The organism is Fodinibius salipaludis (assembly GCF_002287075.1).
Classification (GTDB): Bacteria; Bacteroidota; Rhodothermia; order Balneolales; family Balneolaceae; genus Fodinibius; species Fodinibius salipaludis.
The window spans coordinates 144,752-162,323 of record NZ_NSKE01000007.1 but is presented as its reverse complement, the minus strand read 5'-3'; the positions used below and the strand labels follow the sequence as shown (position 1 = coordinate 162,323).

At 43.1% G+C, this 17,572-nt stretch carries 14 protein-coding genes; 6 read left to right on the top strand and 8 right to left on the bottom strand.

Features of this window, described 5'->3' with window-relative positions; translation table 11 throughout:
• Positions 1 to 63: 63 nt before the first annotated feature.
• The 7 genes from CK503_RS10905 to CK503_RS10875 form a co-directional block, all read right to left on the bottom strand.
• Complete coding sequence (locus tag CK503_RS10905; protein WP_095606847.1) at positions 64 to 2,298, bottom strand: S9 family peptidase; 2,235 nt, start codon at positions 2,296 to 2,298, stop codon at positions 64 to 66.
• Positions 2,299 to 2,389: 91 nt separating this feature from the next.
• Positions 2,390 to 3,142 carry a ZIP family metal transporter gene (locus CK503_RS10900; protein ID WP_095606846.1) on the bottom strand — a complete coding sequence of 251 codons (753 nt, stop codon included), beginning with the start codon at positions 3,140 to 3,142 and terminating at the stop codon, positions 2,390 to 2,392.
• A 160-nt stretch (positions 3,143 to 3,302) separates the two neighbouring features.
• Positions 3,303 to 5,048, bottom strand: coding sequence for a phospho-sugar mutase (locus CK503_RS10895; protein WP_095606845.1), 1,746 nt, complete (start codon positions 5,046 to 5,048; stop codon positions 3,303 to 3,305).
• Between the two features lie 20 nt (positions 5,049 to 5,068).
• Complete coding sequence (gene lgt / locus CK503_RS10890) at positions 5,069 to 5,899, bottom strand: prolipoprotein diacylglyceryl transferase (protein ID WP_095606844.1); 831 nt, start codon at positions 5,897 to 5,899, stop codon at positions 5,069 to 5,071.
• 147 nt (positions 5,900 to 6,046) lie between these two features.
• Positions 6,047 to 6,439, bottom strand: a complete 393-nt coding sequence (locus tag CK503_RS10885) for an endonuclease domain-containing protein (RefSeq protein ID WP_095606945.1) — start codon at positions 6,437 to 6,439, stop codon at positions 6,047 to 6,049.
• Positions 6,440 to 6,595: 156 nt separating this feature from the next.
• The gene (cysS, locus tag CK503_RS10880) at positions 6,596 to 8,050 is read right to left on the bottom strand and encodes a cysteine--tRNA ligase (protein WP_095606843.1); all 1,455 of its coding nucleotides are present in this window, start codon (positions 8,048 to 8,050) and stop codon (positions 6,596 to 6,598) included.
• Between the two features lie 105 nt (positions 8,051 to 8,155).
• Positions 8,156 to 11,233, bottom strand: coding sequence for a DUF748 domain-containing protein (locus tag CK503_RS10875; protein ID WP_095606842.1), 3,078 nt, complete (start codon positions 11,231 to 11,233; stop codon positions 8,156 to 8,158).
• A 148-nt stretch (positions 11,234 to 11,381) separates the two neighbouring features.
• Here CK503_RS10875 and CK503_RS10870 point away from each other — a divergent pair, with 148 nt between their 5' ends.
• The 3 genes from CK503_RS10870 (at position 11,382) to CK503_RS10860 (ending at position 14,302) form a co-directional block, all read left to right on the top strand.
• Positions 11,382 to 12,050 (top strand): protein-L-isoaspartate(D-aspartate) O-methyltransferase, encoded by a 669-nt coding sequence (locus CK503_RS10870; protein ID WP_095606841.1) that lies wholly within the window; start codon positions 11,382 to 11,384, stop codon positions 12,048 to 12,050.
• 86 nt (positions 12,051 to 12,136) lie between these two features.
• The gene (locus CK503_RS10865) at positions 12,137 to 13,267 is read left to right on the top strand and encodes a DUF368 domain-containing protein (RefSeq protein ID WP_255233392.1); all 1,131 of its coding nucleotides are present in this window, start codon (positions 12,137 to 12,139) and stop codon (positions 13,265 to 13,267) included.
• 42 nt (positions 13,268 to 13,309) lie between these two features.
• Positions 13,310 to 14,302 carry a universal stress protein gene (locus CK503_RS10860; RefSeq protein ID WP_176466292.1) on the top strand — a complete coding sequence of 331 codons (993 nt, stop codon included), beginning with the start codon at positions 13,310 to 13,312 and terminating at the stop codon, positions 14,300 to 14,302.
• 78 nt (positions 14,303 to 14,380) lie between these two features.
• On the opposite strand, the gene CK503_RS10855 is transcribed toward CK503_RS10860, so the two are convergent.
• Positions 14,381 to 15,088 (bottom strand): metal-dependent hydrolase, encoded by a 708-nt coding sequence (locus CK503_RS10855; RefSeq protein WP_095606839.1) that lies wholly within the window; start codon positions 15,086 to 15,088, stop codon positions 14,381 to 14,383.
• A 218-nt stretch (positions 15,089 to 15,306) separates the two neighbouring features.
• On the opposite strand from CK503_RS10855, the gene CK503_RS10850 reads away from it, so the two are divergent.
• The 3 genes from CK503_RS10850 (at position 15,307) to ytxJ (ending at position 17,569) form a co-directional block, all read left to right on the top strand.
• Positions 15,307 to 15,978, top strand: coding sequence for an L-threonylcarbamoyladenylate synthase (locus CK503_RS10850; RefSeq protein ID WP_095606838.1), 672 nt, complete (start codon positions 15,307 to 15,309; stop codon positions 15,976 to 15,978).
• Positions 15,979 to 15,981: 3 nt separating this feature from the next.
• Positions 15,982 to 17,058: a 6-phosphofructokinase gene (locus CK503_RS10845; RefSeq protein WP_095606837.1), complete on the top strand. Its 1,077-nt coding sequence runs from the start codon at positions 15,982 to 15,984 to the stop codon at positions 17,056 to 17,058.
• 103 nt (positions 17,059 to 17,161) lie between these two features.
• The gene (gene ytxJ / locus CK503_RS10840) at positions 17,162 to 17,569 is read left to right on the top strand and encodes a bacillithiol system redox-active protein YtxJ (protein WP_095606836.1); all 408 of its coding nucleotides are present in this window, start codon (positions 17,162 to 17,164) and stop codon (positions 17,567 to 17,569) included.
• The last annotated feature ends 3 nt before the right edge of the window (positions 17,570 to 17,572 follow it).

The following is a 17,572-nucleotide window of genomic DNA, read 5'->3' as shown; positions in this document are numbered from 1 at the left end:
CATCTAATAAAAAAGGCCCGAGTATTACACTCGGGCCTTTTACTTTTGTAAGAATTTTTGTCGCTATTTGAGGTGGCGATTTAGATAGTCCACATACGAGGTATAGAGCAGATAGTAGCTTGCGGTGTTGAAGGCTACGCCGTGGGCACCGGGAGGGTATATCTGTAAATCAACATCTTGCCCATTTCCTGTGAGTTCGGTTAAAAGCTGCATGGTGTTTTGCACGTGCACATTTTCATCCATTGTAGAGTGCGAGAGCAAGAGATTTCCCTTTAGGTTTTGGGCATTTGTGATGGATGAGCTTTGCTCATAACCGTCTTTATTATTTTCGATCAGCCCCATATACCGCTCGGTATAAATACTGTCGTAAAATCGCCAGTCAGTAACGGGTGCCGTAGCAATACCGACCTCAAAAATATTGGGATAATTGAACAGGGTATAGGTTGTCATGTATCCCCCGTAACTGTGTCCACGGATGGCCATTCTGTTACCATCGACCCAGCTTTTTTCGGCCATGAATTGTGCTGTTTCTACAAAGTCGGTAGCTTCCCATTTGCCAAGCTGCTTGTAAACAATCTTTTCAAATTCAGATCCGTATCCGCCGCTTCCCCGGTTGTTGACATTCACGACAACGTAGCCTTGCTGTGCCAAGTATTGATTCCATCCCCCGGATTCCCAGCTGTTATATACACCTTGCGCACTGGGTCCTCCATAAATATTGAGCACCATGGGATATTTTTTGTCAGGATCAAAATCGATAGGTTTAATCATGAAGCCGTCTAACTTCTGTCCGTCGGAGGTGGTAAAAGAAAACAGCTCGCGAGGAGCATAGACATGTTTCTCTGTAAATTTTTCCACAGAAGCATTGTCTTCAAGCACTTCCAATTTCCCATTCCGAGTGCTCCAGAGTTCAACTTGTGTTGGGGTTGAAGTGTTGGAATAGCGATCGATATAAAAATTGCTATTCGATCCCATGCTGATGTCATGTCTTCCCTCTGATTGCGTGTGCTTGGTTTTATTACCTCCGCTAAAGTTGACGGAGTACAGATGCCGTTCCAGCGGCGATTCTTCGGTAGAGGTGTAATAGATTCTGTTATTGCGATAATCTACCGTATGAACGTAGGTTACTTCCCAATTTCCATCAGTAACTTGATTTTTAACGGTGCCGTCATAACCGTAGCGGTAGATATGACTCCAGCCATTACGGTCCGAGATCCAGAAAAACTCTTCGCTGTCCTTCGGGAAAAAGAACAGGTGGTCAATGCCGGCAAAGAAGTCGAATACATCGATCCAGGCATCAGACTGCTCCTCCATGACCAGTCGCCGATCACCGTTATTGATATCGTTAAAAAATAGTCTCAAGTGATTTTGAGCTCTATTTAGATGTACGGTCGCCAGTTTGTTTTCTTTAGCTGTCCAATAAATTCTGGGGATATAGCCGTCGGTCGGCGTATCCATCCACTGTTGTTGGCCGGACTCTACATTTATAACCCCGATTTTTACTTTCGGATTTTCGTCACCCACTTTGGGGTAGGGAATCTTCTCGTATTCAGGATGCTGTCCGGAATAATCCGTCATCTTAAAAATGTTGACATGCCGTTCATCGGTTTGCCAATATGCAATTTTTTCACTGTCGGGTGACCATGTCCAGGCTTGGGCCAAACCAAACTCCTCTTCATAAACCCAGCCAAAGCGTCCGTTATAAAAATATTCTTTGGCACTGTTGGTAAGCTGTGTTTCTTTCTGTGCTTCCAAATCATAGACGAACAGATCCCCATCTCGTTCATAACCGATTTTGCTTCCGTCGGGAGAAAGTTCAGCCGTGCGTGCATCTTCTACAAGTAAGTTCAGGGATCCCTCTTCTACAGAATAAAGATAATAATCAGAAATACCCGAACGGCGGTATACTGGGCGAAAATTCGATTGAAAAACTAAATACTTCGAATCATCCGACCATTGAAACGAAGAATATTCAAAGGTGGAGTCGGATTCGGGAAAGGTATGATTGGCACTGTTGAAAATAAGTTCATCTTCTTCCGATGCGGGATCATAGGCGCGGATCTCCATATTTTCCGTTTTCTCGTTGTATTCCATATACGAATATCGGTTGCCGTCGTCAATCCAGTTGACATTTCGGGGGCCGTTGGAACCGCTAAGCTGACTGCTTTTCGAGAGAGCTTCTTTAACACTGGAATAGCGCTGTTTATCCTGGGCTATAGTGGGTTGCTGAAGCAAAAAAGCTCCCACCAAGAAACTGAGAGCCAATGTTTTAAAAAATAAAGAGTATGAATATTTCATTTTTTTGATATCTATTTTAGAGAAAAGCTCTTTTCTAAGAGTTGAAGGAATTAATAATTAAAAGCCGATACAAATTAAGATTTATAAGTTGTTATTCAATCAGAACTTGAAATATGATCATCAGTGCGATGGAAATGGTTATAGTTGTTGCGACCGTGGAGGTATCACTTTCTTCCATAGCGTCGGGGACGAGTTCTGCAAAGACCATCCATATCATGGCCCCGGCCGCAAAGCCAAGTCCCATGGGGAGATACGTGCGAAATATTTCTACAAATAAAAAAGCGGGTACGGCCATTAATGGTTGAGGCAAACTCGAAAAAATACTCCACCATGCCGCTTTTAATGGGGATGTTCCTCGCGGAATAAGTACCAGGCTGATGGCCAACCCCTCCGGTATATTATGTACAGCAATAGCGGTGGTGATGAATAACCCTAAATCCAATCCTCCACTGAATGATACGCCTACACTCACGCCTTCGGTAAAAGAATGGACCGTCATAATTCCGACGATCAGGAGCATCTTTGTGCTGTCAACTTGATCAATATTTTTGATGGAAAATCGATCGTCATATTTATTGAGTAACTTTTCGCTGCCGATTATAAATAGTAGCCCAATAATTATTCCATAAAAAGTAAACCATGGATCGTGATTTATTCCTTCATAGATGAGGCCAAAGCTTGCCGCAATCATCAATCCGGAGGCAATAGCATTAGAGATGCCAAGCCAGTTTCGGGTTAAATTCTTAAAGAAGAAAAAGGGGAGGGCTCCGAAACCTGTAGCCACTGCGGTAATCAGGGCATAAATAAAGACATCAAATACGGGTTGTTGTAACAAATCACTCATAATGTTTTTGTATATCAATGCTCAGGAATATACAGAGTGATTCTCGTTAATCCACTGATTTAAAAAATTTAGAATTGAATTAAATAGGGGAGAGGAAAATTATGAGTGATGAGTAACGATTAGATGTTACCCATCACACATTATAAGTGTTAAAAGCTTATTACGTTTCTTCGGTCAGTTCTTGGATAATGGTATCCATTTTGTCTTCCAGCACTTCTGTTTTTTTGTCAAAACCAGTGCGGTTGGTGAGTTCGGTATTAATACTGCAGTAAAATTTAATTTTGGGCTCTGTACCGGATGGACGCACGGTGACCATTGTTTCATCTTCTGTAACAAATTGGAGGACGTTCGATACTGGTAGATCGATATCTTCTGTTTCGCTCGTTTTAACATTCCGCGATTTCTGGGTTTTATAATCCTTGATAACCACTACGTCAGATCCCGCAAGCTGTTCAGGTGGATTTTCCCGATAATTTTTCAGCATTTTTTGGATCTCTTCAGCGCCCTCGCGTCCGCGCTTGTAAACCGACACCAAGTTTTCGCGATAATAGCCGTGCTGCAGGTAGATATCCAGCAGGGCATTAAATAAACTGGTTCCCTGATCTTTATAATAGGCGGCCATCTCGGCGATGATAACCGATGAGACAATGGCATCTTTATCGCGCACGTGATCGCCAATGAGATATCCGTAACTTTCTTCACCACCGGCAATAAACTGTTTTTTATCTTCCAGCTCGGTCATCAGCTCACCGATATATTTGAATCCGGTCAACGTATTGTAGCACTCGACACCGTAATGGTCTGCAATGGCATCAATCAGGTAAGAGGTTACAATTGTTTTGACGATGTATTCATCGCCGTCGAGTTTATCGGCTTCTTGCCAGGCGTTTAGGACGTAGTTGATGATCAGCGCCCCGGTTTGATTACCGTTAAGCAGAACCCATTCATCATGATGGTCCTTAATAGCAATTCCCACACGGTCGGCATCAGGATCGGTGGCCATTACCAGTTCAGCATCAATTTCTTTGGCTTTATTCAGTGCCATGGTGAGTGCTTCTTTTTCCTCGGGATTGGGATATTCAACCGTGGGAAAATCACCGTCGTAGGTCATCTGTTCTTCGACGAGCGTTACGTTCTTGAAGCCGTAACGTTTTAATGCAGGTGGAACCATGACTCCCGACGTTCCGTGAATGGGAGAGAAAACGATGCTCAGGTCGTTCTGACGACTGATGGCATCGCCTGATAATGAGACATCCATCAGGGCATCCAGGTACTTTTCATCAATTTCTTTGCCGATGGATTCTATATTCTTGGATACTCCCTCGAATCTAACATCATTGATGTCCTCGATCTGTTGAACTTCCTCCATTACTGACTTGTCTTGTGGAGAGACCAGCTGGCAGCCATGTTCATCGTAGGCTTTGTATCCGTTATATTCTTTAGGATTATGTGAAGCTGTTAACATTACCCCACCATGGCAGTCCAGTTCGCGAATGGCGAATGACAATTCTGGGGTTGGACGTAACCCTTCAAAGAGGTATACATAAATACCATTGGCAGAAAATACATCCGCTACGACTTGAGCCAGTTCCTCAGAATTATTTCGGCAGTCGTGGGCGATTACAACTTTAATTTGTTCATCATCGGGATAATTTTTCCTCAAAAAGTTGCTGAATCCCTGGGTAGCCATTCCAAAAGTATATTTGTTGACACGATTAGAACCCACGCCCATAATGCCGCGCAGTCCACCGGTTCCAAATTCCAGATCCTTATAGAAAGCGTCAGTCAGTTCTTGATATTCTTCGTTGTCAAGCTTTTTTCGGATGGCAGCTTTAGTTTCGTCATCATAATTGCCATTTAGCCAGCTGTCAATTTTTTGTTCAATTTGTGGATCTAACGATTTCATGGTAAACGAAAGTTGAGGAATTAATTTTTTTGTGACTCTACAGCCGGAGGTTGACTCCAGTTCACTTTTTTGATCATTAGCCAGATGCCGATGGCAATAAGCGGAATGCTGAGCCATTGTCCCATATTAAATACCCAGTCGGCAGCAAAAGCGGCCTGTTCCATCTTTGTAAATTCGAGCAGAAAACGTCCGGTAAATAACGTACCTAAGAATAGAGCGAACAGTGATCCCTCAGGCGGATTCGTTTTATAAGCGTGATATACTTTCCAAAGGATTCCAAAAACAATGATGCAAAGCAGTGCTTCATAAAGTTGGGTAGGATGGCGAGGAATCATGTCGATTCTGGTAAAAATGACGCCCCACGCCAGTTCGGTTGGCTGACCAACAATCTCGGAATTCATGAAATTCCCGGTTCGAATAAAAGCTCCTGCAATAGCAACGACGACCACCACGCGATCGGCCAGCCAGAGAAAACTCATATCTCTGAACTTTTTGGTAAACATGTACATGGCGATGATGATCCCAATGGCAGCACCGTGGCTTGCCAGTCCGCCATGCCAAATTTTTAAAATTTCGGCAGGATAACGCAGATAAAAGCCGGGATCATAGAACAGTACATGTCCCAGCCGGGCACCAACGATAGTAGCAATTAAAACATAGGTTAACAGTTGATCTACTTCTTCGGGATCACGCTTGGCATGGAGAAACATTTTGCGTGTCAGCCAAAAACCAATCAAGAATGAGGTGGCAAACAAAATGCCATACCAACGCGGTTCCAGTGGTCCCAGGCTAAAGGCTACGGGATCGACGGACCAAGTAAAATAATCGTTTGCTAAAAGTAATAAGTTCATGTGGTAGTTTATCTGTTAAATAGGCGAATTTTGCCCCCCCCTTACATCTTAAGAAGGGGAGATTTTGATAAGTACCTTTTTTAGATATTAAAGTCTTATTGATAATCCCTTCCTTATAAAGGAGGGGAGTAGGGGTGGTTAATATAATTATATATACTCTTGTTCTAATTTTTTAATAGCAGAAATTATATGTTTAAGAACACCTTCCAAATTTTGTTTTATTTGAGGATTGGTGAATCTCAGGATATAAACATCAAGCTCGTTTAAAAATTCAGTTCTTGTCTCATCATGCTTTTCACCTTCTGAGGTATAATGAGATTCTCCGTCTACCTCAATAACAAGATTTAACTCTGGACAATAAAAGTCTACAATGTAATCTCCAATACCGTGCTGTCTGCGAAATTTGTGATTAAGCATATTCCTGCCTTTAAGCTTTGACCAGAGAATAACTTCTGCTTTGGTCATGTTATTTCGCAAATATTTTCTCTGAGCTTTAATACGCTTTGGATTGAATATGTTTGATTCTTCTTTTTTGCACATTTTAACCATTGCCTCAACCCCTCTTACATCTCCCCTTAAGAAGGGGAGAGTTGATAAGCACCTTTTAAGAAATTAAAGTCTTTTTGGTAATCCTCTCCTTATAAAGGAGGGGCGGTAGGGGAGGTTCAATAAGAAATTGGATTATATTGATAGTTATTATTTTACGATTTTGTAATCGGTGCCTTCGGGGCTGTCCATCAGCTTGATATCCAGTTCTTCGAGCCGGTCACGAATAGTATCCGACAGTTCAAAATTCTTTTCGTGACGCGCGTTTTTGCGGATATCAATAAGCAGTTCAATAAGTTGTTCGGTTTTATCATTGTCTGCCAAAGAATCGTCTTCTTGCGGCCAGAGTCCCAATACACCCTCAACAAAATCACGCAAAAATTCCTTGATATCGCTAATATTTTCTGGGGTATCTCCGCTGTTAATTTGTTTGCGGATGATTTTTAGCTCTTCAAAAAGAACGGCAATGGCCTGTGCCGTATTAAAATCATCATTAAGTTTGGTTTCCAGAGAGGTTTTCAGGGATTCCAGATCATAAGCTTCGGTAGAACCGCCCTCAGTATTGTCGATGGTTTTAACCATCTCTTGTAGGCTTCGAAGACCGTTTTCGGCACCGGAAAGGGCATCCTCAGAAAAATCAGTGGTGCTGCGGTAATGACTTTGTAGTAAGAAGAAACGGATGATCTGCGGATCCCAGGAACGGGTTAGCAGATCGTGATCACCAGAGAAAAATTCGTGCAATGAAATCGCGTTGCCCAGCGATTTCCCCATCTTTTGTCCCTCAAGGGTAACCATGTTATTGTGCATCCAATAGTTGGAAAAAGGCTTGTTAAAAGCGCCCTCGCTCTGGGCAATTTCGCATTCGTGATGGGGGAATTGGTTGTCCATGCCGCCGCCGTGAATATCAAAATGTTCGCCAAGGTACTTTGTGGACATTGCCGAGCACTCTACGTGCCATCCCGGATAGCCCTTACCCCAAGGCGAAGGCCATTTCATAATGTGACCGTCATCGGCTTTCTTCCAGAGCGCAAAGTCTTCGGGTGAACGCTTGTCGCTGGCCGTTTCGATGCGGGCACCGCTTTCCTGATCTTCAACATCCCGTCCGCTTAGCTTACCGTAATCCTCATCCGAGGAGACATCAAAATAGACATTACCATCGGTCTCGTAAGCGTGACCATTTTCAAGCAGTTTTTTGACCATCTCGATCTGCTCGATGATATGTCCCGTAGCACGGGGAGAAATATCAGGTCGCTGAACGCCAAGAGCATCCATATCGCGGAAATAGTTATAGGTGTACTTCTCCGCAATTTCCATGGGTTCCAGCTTTTCGATGGCGGCCTGTTTCTCCAGTTTATCCTCACCCTGATCAGCATCATCAGTCAGGTGTCCCACATCCGTAATATTTTGGACGTAACGAACATTATATCCCAAATAACGGAGATATCGAATAACTACATCAAATGAGACGTAACTTTTTGCGTGTCCCAGGTGGGGATCCCCATACACCGTAGGCCCACAAACATAGATGCCTACAAAGCCCTCTTTGATAGGTTTGAATTCCTCTTTTTCGCGGGACAGCGTATTGTAAATATGTAATTTATCCATGGATCAGGATGCTTCCTTATTAATCAATAAAATTGCATTTACAGTTCGCAAAGATAACGTTTCATTGCAACAGTTGACAACGCCTATTGCCGAAAATCGTTGTAGTTAGTTGTCAAATAATCCCTTGAGAAGATTTTTGCCCTTATCTTTCAGGTAGTCTTTTACAATGGGAGCAATCTCTTTTTTATCAGGGCGAATATTGGGGTCTTCTTGTGTGCCCGTCATGCGAAGCGGAACCATAATAGTTCCGTTATCTCGTGTTAAGGCCTCTGTAGCCTGCGTAGTTATAACCGAAGCGATGCCTTTTTTAAATCGTCCTGGAAGCAACAGTTGGGTTTTATAGTCGATAGTACCTTTGACCATGTGCTGAGTTCCGCTGAGTTCCATACCGATATCTTTGCTGGTCATCTGCAGGTCATTGATGGTAAACACGCTGTTTTTGAGTGAGTAGGTGCTTTCGAACTCATCTAATCCCACATTATTAAACTCTTTGGCATTGAACAACGAAGCTAATCGCTCTTGAATAGGATGTCCCTGAATCCGTGAGTTAGTCATTCCAAAATTTCCGTCCATGGTTGATGTTTTGATGACCGGCTCTAAAAACTCGTTAAGTTCAGAATAGTATTCTACATCAGCGCTGAAAGCCCCGGATACATATTCATGGAAATTGCTGTCTTCACCGAGCACCTGGAACTCATCAAAGAAGGCGGCCGCTTGTAAGCTGTCTAAGTTTCCGTTGAATGAGATCATGGTGCGTTCCGGATCCGGAACTTCCCAGACAAACGATCCCGTAGCTTTTCCATTGAACATATTTATAGACGCTTGCTCAAGCGTGATTTTCTCCGGTGTTGTAGAAGCTTCGGCCGTCATGTTTGTCATCGTTACACCCGTGACGATCATTTCGTTAATTTCGGCACTTACCGAGCTCGTCAGGTGTGGAAGGTGAATAGGAATGGGTCCGGTTTCTGTAGTGTCACTCCAGTCGATTAATTCATCTAAATTAAGCAGTTCACTTTTGTAGGTTCCCGTAAGTTGAGGCGTAGTGCTACGGTCTTCTTCTGCCTTTAGATATTCCATATAGTCGCTTAACGAGCCGCTGAGCGAAATATCAGATGAGCCGATATTGAATGACAATCCATCTAAATCTACTGAGCTTGGTGACAGATTTAACACTCCATTGAGTTCAGTCACTGGCTGAACCATAGCTTCTCCATCCATATTGATGTTCTGTGCCGTTAATTGACCGTTGAACTGCATATTTGCAGGATCATTGGGCTTGCCCTGCACGCGTAGGTTGAGGTCGGCCAAGCCGGTAAGTTCGGTGATTGTGGGTTCCAGTTCGTAGTAATCTTTAATCTGATTAAGGGCCGCCTTACCTGTTAATTCTACATTGACCGTTCGATCATCGCTCAGGTAATTTCGTACATTTCCTGAAATATCGAGGTTATTATCTCCTGTGGTAAAGCTGGCTTTTGATATAGTGAGATCTGGGCCATCCAATGAGGAGTTTAAGGTGATATTTTCGATGGGTTTACCCAGTGATTTATGGCTGATATATCCATCAGAAAGCGAAATATTTCCCGACTGAACAGCGTTTTCTATCTGATCGGCTTTGCCTTTTAAGACAGCCTGAGCCTTGAATTGGCCGCGCATGCTCAGCGTATCCTCGTCAATAGGATAAAAATCTTTGATGGTAGCGAGGTCAAAGTCCAGGTTGGTTGTTAAATCAATGCTGCGTTGTTCTTCATCCATCGGTTCATTGATTGAGCCCTTCATGGAAAAGGTGTTAGCCGCGGCCTGTAGCTTCATGTTGTTTATAGTGATGACTGATTGATTAGCCTCGGCATCGATGGTGATATTTTCAATTGGCTTGGCTACTTCGGCATATTTGAGCAAGCCATTACTTAGCGAAATGGTGGCATCAAAAGTAGCTTTTTCGGGTGCCTCCATATTCCCGGATGCTTGTCCATTAGCGGTAAGCTGGCCGCCCAGGTTTTCGACATCAAACTGACTGATATCGTAAAAATTACGGATGGTGGCAAGGTTCACATCCGAATCAAAATCAATAGAAAATGTACCATTGTCTTCCAGTGGGTTTTGGAGCTCCCCGTTTGCCGATAGATTATTTTCTCCGGCCTTTGCGGTAAGGTTTTCAACGGCAATTAATTTATTGGATGCATTGGCTGTTAATTGGATGCTTTCAATTGCCTGGGGAAGATCCGGGTTTTTGACATAGCCGTCATCAACTGAAATTCTGATATCAAAATTCGGCAATTCTTCTCCCAGCAATGCTCCATTTATAGTTCCGTCAATAGCCAATGATCCCCGACTTTCGAGTCCCTCGGTGTATTCTTCATAATCAGCGGGAATCAGTCTTAGAAGTTCGCCGAAATTATCTGAAGATGAATTGAAGGTAAGATCACTATTTAAGTCATTACTCCAGTCAGAGAGTGATCCGGTTAAATTGAGAGCGAGTCCGCGAATGGAAAAAGTGCCTTCATCAAGTGTTACGGTTTCGTTCTCCATGTTGATGGTGGATTGCTGAGTCATACTCAGCGGGAGATTGTTGAGATAGGTGCTTTCTCCCATTGAAGCCGAAAGGCCACCCAATTGCAGATCGATAGTGCTCGTTATTAAATCGGCGTAGTTGAGAGTAATATCAGCATTGAGATCGTCCAGTTGTACGTTAGTTTCGGTTGTTGCATCACGATAGCCAAAATCCCCTCCACTGATGTTAAAATAGGGGATATTAATTCCCATGGTCTCAGCCGTTGTGTCGGTTTCAGCTTCTTCCGTCATCAAGAAATCGATGTTGGTGGTACTGTCGGCATTAACGATATAGGTGAACTTCGGATTGCGAAGACTGAGTTCAGAAATATTGATTTGGTCACCCAGTAAGGAGAAAAGTTCAACCGAAACCACAAGTTCGTCCAGTGAAAGGAGCGTATCTTCTTCTGTTTCTCCGGGGATGCTCATGTTTTGTATACTAACGCCCGGTTGTGGAAAAGTGCTGAATAGGGTTAGCGACATTTGCTCAACATTTACCGTACGTCCCACGGCATCATTAACGTAGGGCATGACAGTATTTTTGAGGCGCTCATCCGTAAAATAGATATTGAGTCCAATTATAATGACAATGAATAATCCTACAATTGTACCGGCTATTTTTAGAAAAATTTTCATAATTTCAAGGTGTTGGTCTCTATTGAATTTGTATCCCGCAATTTTGGATAGTAAGAAAGTTTACATTGATTAAAAGTCGAATAAATTGCCACAAGTTCCTTATGTTATATTTAATTCGTAAACAGTTGGTAAAATACAAAAGTTTATCATGTTAAATTGGGGTTCAGGAGCAGATAATCCAAAATTTAAACAGCGTCGCCGTCGATTAGTTCAAGCGCTGGCAGATAAAGGCATAGAAGATCAGCGTGTGCTGGATGCTTTTAACATTGTTCCTCGACATGTTTTTGTGGATACGGCGCTGCAGGATCGTGCCTATAAAGATACGGCGCTACCCATTGGTAAAGAGCAGACGATATCGCAGCCGTATACCGTTGCTCGACAGACGGAATTGCTTGAAGTACAGCCCGGTGAAAAAGTACTGGAAATTGGGACAGGATCAGGATACCAGGCGGCAATTTTGTGTGAGTTGGGCGCTAATGTATATACGGTTGAACGCCATGATAAGCTATATAAGAAAGCTAAATCTACGCTGAAAGAGCTTGGTTATTCCATTCGGGCTAAGTTGGGCGACGGTACGCTGGGTTGGTCGGCCTATGCCCCTTATGATGCCATTGTGGTTACAGCGGGGGCTCCGGTTGTTCCCGAGGATTTGATTGAACAGCTCAATATAAATGGTCGGCTGGTGGTTCCGGTGGGAGATGACAAAAGGCAGGAAATGGTACGGCTTATCAAGATTCGGGAGGACGAGTTTGAAGAGGAGCATTTCAGTGATTTTAAATTTGTACCGCTTATCGGAGAAAAAGGCTGGCAGAAATAATTCGAAAGAATTGTGCAATGAAAAATTGTGATCCTTGCCATATATTAGGCTTTAAATTAATTCCTAATTCCTAATCCTTAATTTCTTTGTCACAGAACGATCAGGCTGAAGACCAGTCCCAAAAAGATTCAACATCGTGGAGCGAATCTCCCTTTCTATTAATTAAAGGTTTTTTAATGGGATCGGCAGATATTGTTCCTGGTGTGAGTGGGGGAACGTTGGCGTTGATTGTGGGGATTTATACGCGCCTTATCAATGCGATTAAGAGTTTTGATACCCGATTTTTTAAGCAGGTCGTCACCTTAAAATTCCGGGATGCTTTTAACGAGGTGCACTGGAAATTTATGGGAGTTTTACTCGCGGGGATTTTCTGTGCTATTCTTTTCTTTACGAAAGTAGTGCCCCTACAAGTATATATGTTTACCAATCCCGAATTGGTATATGGACTCTTTTTTGGATTAATAGTGGGCTCTATTTTTGTGCTTATCAAAGCTATTGAGGGCTTTAGCTGGGTACACGGTCTAATGGTTTTGATTGGAGCGGGCATTGGGTTCTGGGTTGTCACCTTAGTGCCGGCCGATACGCCCGAATCACCGTGGTTTGTTTTTATTAGTGGATCTATTGCCATTTGTGCGATGATTTTACCGGGAATTTCCGGCTCCTATTTTTTGCTAATCCTGCGAAAGTACGACTATATATTAGCACAATTCGGTAAGCTGGGTACTTCCGAGACAACAGCTGGGTTATTGTCACTATTGCCTTTTGTTGCCGGTGCCGTTGTTGGACTGGTGCTTTTTTCAAGATTATTGTCGTGGCTGTTAAGTCGATACGAAGCAAAAACACTGGCTGTGCTAATTGGCTTTTTAATTGGATCGCTTTATGTGATATGGCCGTATCAGGATCGGACGTTTGAGCAAATTGTCAGCAAAACGGAAGTGGTGGCATATAATAGTTCCGAAGCTCAGACATTACGGGATGATCCTCCGGATCAAAATCGTCCCGAATTTAGACGGTTGGGCGAAACGATGAATCCCGATGGCGCACAAAAAGAAGTGGAGGTTTTGACTGTTAAAAATAAGCTGATTAAGAGCGATCCATTTATTCCGTATTTAACGGTTCAGGAGGCCGGGACGGACCGTTTTTGGAGCGGTATTTGGGGGATAGTTATTGGATTAATTATGGTGATGGGACTTGATTATTTACGGACGGAAACCTAATGTTTATTAAAGAGAATTAAATCTTAAATAATGGCTGTTATCATGAAGGATATTCAAAAAATATTAGTACCCACAGACTTCTCAGAAAACGCTCAGCTGGCGTATCGTCATGCCCAGGAAATTGCTCATCGTGTAGGAGCAAAAGTAGATTTTATCCATGTTATTCCAATGCTTACTTACTTCCACAAAAGTTTATCAAACATGCAGGCTCCGCTGGATGTGGATAAAGAGCTGTATCCCAACGTTCAAAAAGAGGCATTGCATCAAATGGAAAAGGCGATGGATGATTATATTTCCGAGGAGTCGAAAGGAGAGGCCATCTGCAAAATTGATCGAAAACCTTCTACAGCTATTGCCGAATATGCAAAAGAGAATAGCTATGATTTGATTGTGATGCCTACCAAAGGACATCATAAATCGAATTTGATGCGCGGTTCGACGACCAACAAAGTTGTTCGACATTCTTCAGTTCCGGTGTTTACGGTGGATGAAGGACTCAATGCCGAAGGACTAAAAGAGATAATGATACCTACGGATGGATCAGAGCTATCGTTTACTGCCCTGCCTATAGCGTTGGCATTGGCATCAATTTATGATGCCGATATTACTTTCTATCACGTGCAGGAGCTCTATGGCAGTCCGCTGGATTCAGAAAGTCGAGATCCACAAAAAACGGAAAAGCAAAATATTTATGAATCTCTGATGGCTCGGTTAGATGATTATTTAGCTACCGAGGGCATGGATAATGTGAAGATTGCTCGCGGTGAGAAAAGATTCAGAGATCAGTTTGTGGTATCGGATAATGCATCAAGCCGTCGGATAAATATTTATACGGCCGTAGAACGAGTGGTTTCGGCCCACTTGGGTATTGAGGATTATGCCACGGAAAATGCTGATGTGGTAGTGATGGCTACGCATGGTCACAGCGGTTTTGCTCACTTGCTGTTGGGTTCCACAACCGAGAAGGTTGCACAGTCGCTGAATATGCCGGTGCTCACCGTTAAGCCGGATGAAAAGAAGTTGACCAAGAAATAGCGGTTAGTTCAAATCCCATTAAATAAGAAAAAGGCGCAAAATTGTTTGCGCCTTTTTCTATTGGAATGAGCATAGATGTTAAGCCAGGAAATTTTCTCCGGCTTTGGGAATCCAGACTTCAGTGTCGGTTGATTTCTCAGTGTATTTTTTGAAGTCTTCGGGATCGCCCGTTAGCGGTGGGAACGTGCCGTAGTGAATGGGGACTGCATAATCGGCTTGAAGTAGATCGCAGGCCATAGCACCTTCGCCCGGCCCCATAGTATAGTGGTCGCCCATTGGGACAGCAACAATATCGGGTTCGTAAAGCTCACCATAGAGCTCAAGTTCATAAAAGATGTTGGTATCACCGAGATGATAAAAGGTAATATCGTCATAAAAGGAGATCACCAGTCCGGCAGGTTCGCCCGCGTAATCGCCCTGGAAAGATGAGCTGTGGTTGGCCGATACCATAGTGACGGAGAAATCATCAAAAGCAACTGTACCGCCTTTATTAAATTCGACGGCCTGATCTTCGTTGAGGCCGTGCTTGCTAACCAGCAACCGAGAAAGTTCAACCATTGTAACCACTTTACACCCGGTTTCTTCTGCGATGTCCAGCGTGTCGCCTACGTGATCTTCATGTCCATGGGTTAGTAGAATAAAATCGACGTCATCCTGTTGTTTATACTCGTCCGGAGTGGTTGGATTTCCCGAGAGAAAAGGGTCGACTAATATTGTTGTACCCTCAGGACTTGTGAGTTTAAATGCAGAATGTCCTAACCATTGAGCTTGCACTGATGTATCCATAGTTGTAATAGTTTATTTAATGATTTGTTAGAAATAGTATTGATTATCCGTGATCAAAGTGTTATTAATGAAGTTCAAAAGCGCATAAAATAAGATGAATTATGAGATTAAATGTTATTTCATTTGGTTTACTATCACAACATTTTATAGCGAATCATTCCGTGCGCTTTTTTGAGCTTATCTAATATCGTATAATTCCTAAAATATGAGGTTTACCCATGGCAGAACGAATTAAACTGCATCCTGAAACTCCCCATGTAAAACGATTATTTGAAATTGCCGACAAGGTTAAAGATGGTGCTGTCTTGCTGTTTCCGACCGACAGCCAGTATGCCCTTGGCTGTGATTATAAAAATAAAAAAGGGATTGAGCGGATTCGTGAGATTCGGCAGTTGGGAAAGGGGGATCACTTAACCATATTATGTGATTCTTTATCGGGTATAGCAAAGTTTGCACATATTTCTGACTATAATTTTAAGCTTATTAAACGCCTTATTCCCGGTCCGTATACTTTTATCTTACCGGCTACCAAAGAGGTGCCCAAGCTGCTTGTGCATCCCAAGAAAAAAACGGTTGGTATTCGTGTGCCCGACTATCCTATTTGTGAGGGTCTGGTCCGCGAGGTTGGTAATCCCATGCTTGCTATTACCGCTAAAAAGCCGGAGATGGATGATAATGCTTTGGAAAAATTTGATAGAGAACCGTTCTTACGAAAATTTGACAAGCAGGTAGATGTGACGATTGACAATCAACAGGAGTTACCTTCCCAAGAAACCACAATCTTGGATATGACCGATGATAATACCAAGATTGTTCGTCGCGGCCTCGGAATTGAACGAGTGGAAGAAGTGTTTGAAAGGCAACGAGAACCGTTAGAAAAACAAAGTTAGTGTATGAAGATTGCTATTAATACAGGTGGTGGTGATGCACCAGGTCTTAATGCTGCTATTCGTGCGGCTACATTGGCAGCACTAAAAAGAGGCTGGGAAGTCTATGGTATCAAAAACGGATATGGTTCGATATTTACTGATGAACCTTTCGTAAAGCTCGATGCCCAGGCTGTGCAGGGTATTACGCTGCAGGGCGGTACTATTTTGGGAACGGCCAACCGCGGGAACCCTTTTGAGATGCCATATCAAAAAGATGATGGCAGCTGGGGTACCAAAGATGTATCTGACCAGCTGGTCCAGACGTTTGAAGATCATGGCATTGATGCCCTTGTGGCTATTGGCGGCGATGGATCAATGAATATTGCCAGTAAGCTTATTCATAAGGGGCTTAATGTGGTGGGGGTGCCCAAAACCATTGATAACGATATTTACGGCTGCGATGTAACCCTCGGTTTTGATACCGCTATTGATATTGCAACGGAAGCTATTGACCGTATTACGACTACAGCCGAATCGCATCACCGTCTAATGGTCGTGGAAGTGATGGGGCGCTACGCCGGATGGATTGCACTTTATTCTGGTATTGCTGCTTCGGCAGATGTGGTTTTAATACCCGAAATTCCCTTTAGTTATGATTCTATTGTAGAAAAAATAAAAGAGCGGGAATCGAAGGGACGTCATTACACCATGATTGTGGTTGCCGAGGGAGCAAAGAAAAAAGACGGTGAAATTGTAACCAAGGGTAAAACACCGGGACAGGAGGTGCAGCTGGGCGGTATTGCTGATCAGTTAGCTGATGAACTTTCGGAGCGAACCGGTAAGGAGTCTCGATCAGTTGTATTGGGACACCTTCAGCGTGGCGGATCGCCCTCTACCTATGATCGGCTAATTTCCCTCCGATTTGGTGCAGCTGCTATCCGATGCGTAGAAGAACACGATTATAATAAGCTGGTGGTACTTCAGGATAATAAACTGACGCGGATTCCTATTACCAGCATTGAAGGAAAGATGAAATCTGTTTCGCTTGAAAGTGATACCGTACAGACGGCGCGAGATATCGGCATTTGCCTGGGAGATTAATTAAAAAAACTAAATATTCATCCGACCGCTGGATTTGCGACCAGATGAATGAAGAGGAATATTTAAATCTCGTTCCGTAGCTCTGCTGCGTAACGTTAACTGAATGAAACGAAAGTTAAATGTTATGGGCTTATTTAATTCAGTAAAAAATGCGTTTTCGGGATCAGAAACGAGTGATATCTGGGAAATGATTTCAGACCTTTCTCAGGTAGATCCTATTATAGAAGCATCAAAAGAAAAGCCGCAGCTGATTTACAAACACAGTCACCGCTGCAGCGTGTGTTTTGTAGCTAAAGGAAATCTTGAAATGGCATCAGATAATATAAAAGAGCATGCCGACATGCATTTTGTGAATGTGGTTCGTAGCCGTGATGTCTCTAACAAAATTGCATCTGAATTAGATGTTCGTCACCAGTCGCCGCAGGCTATATTGGTTGATAACGGTGAGGTGGTTTGGCACGGTTCGCACGGTGGTATAGATGCCGATGCTATTTTAGAACATTTTGAGTGATAT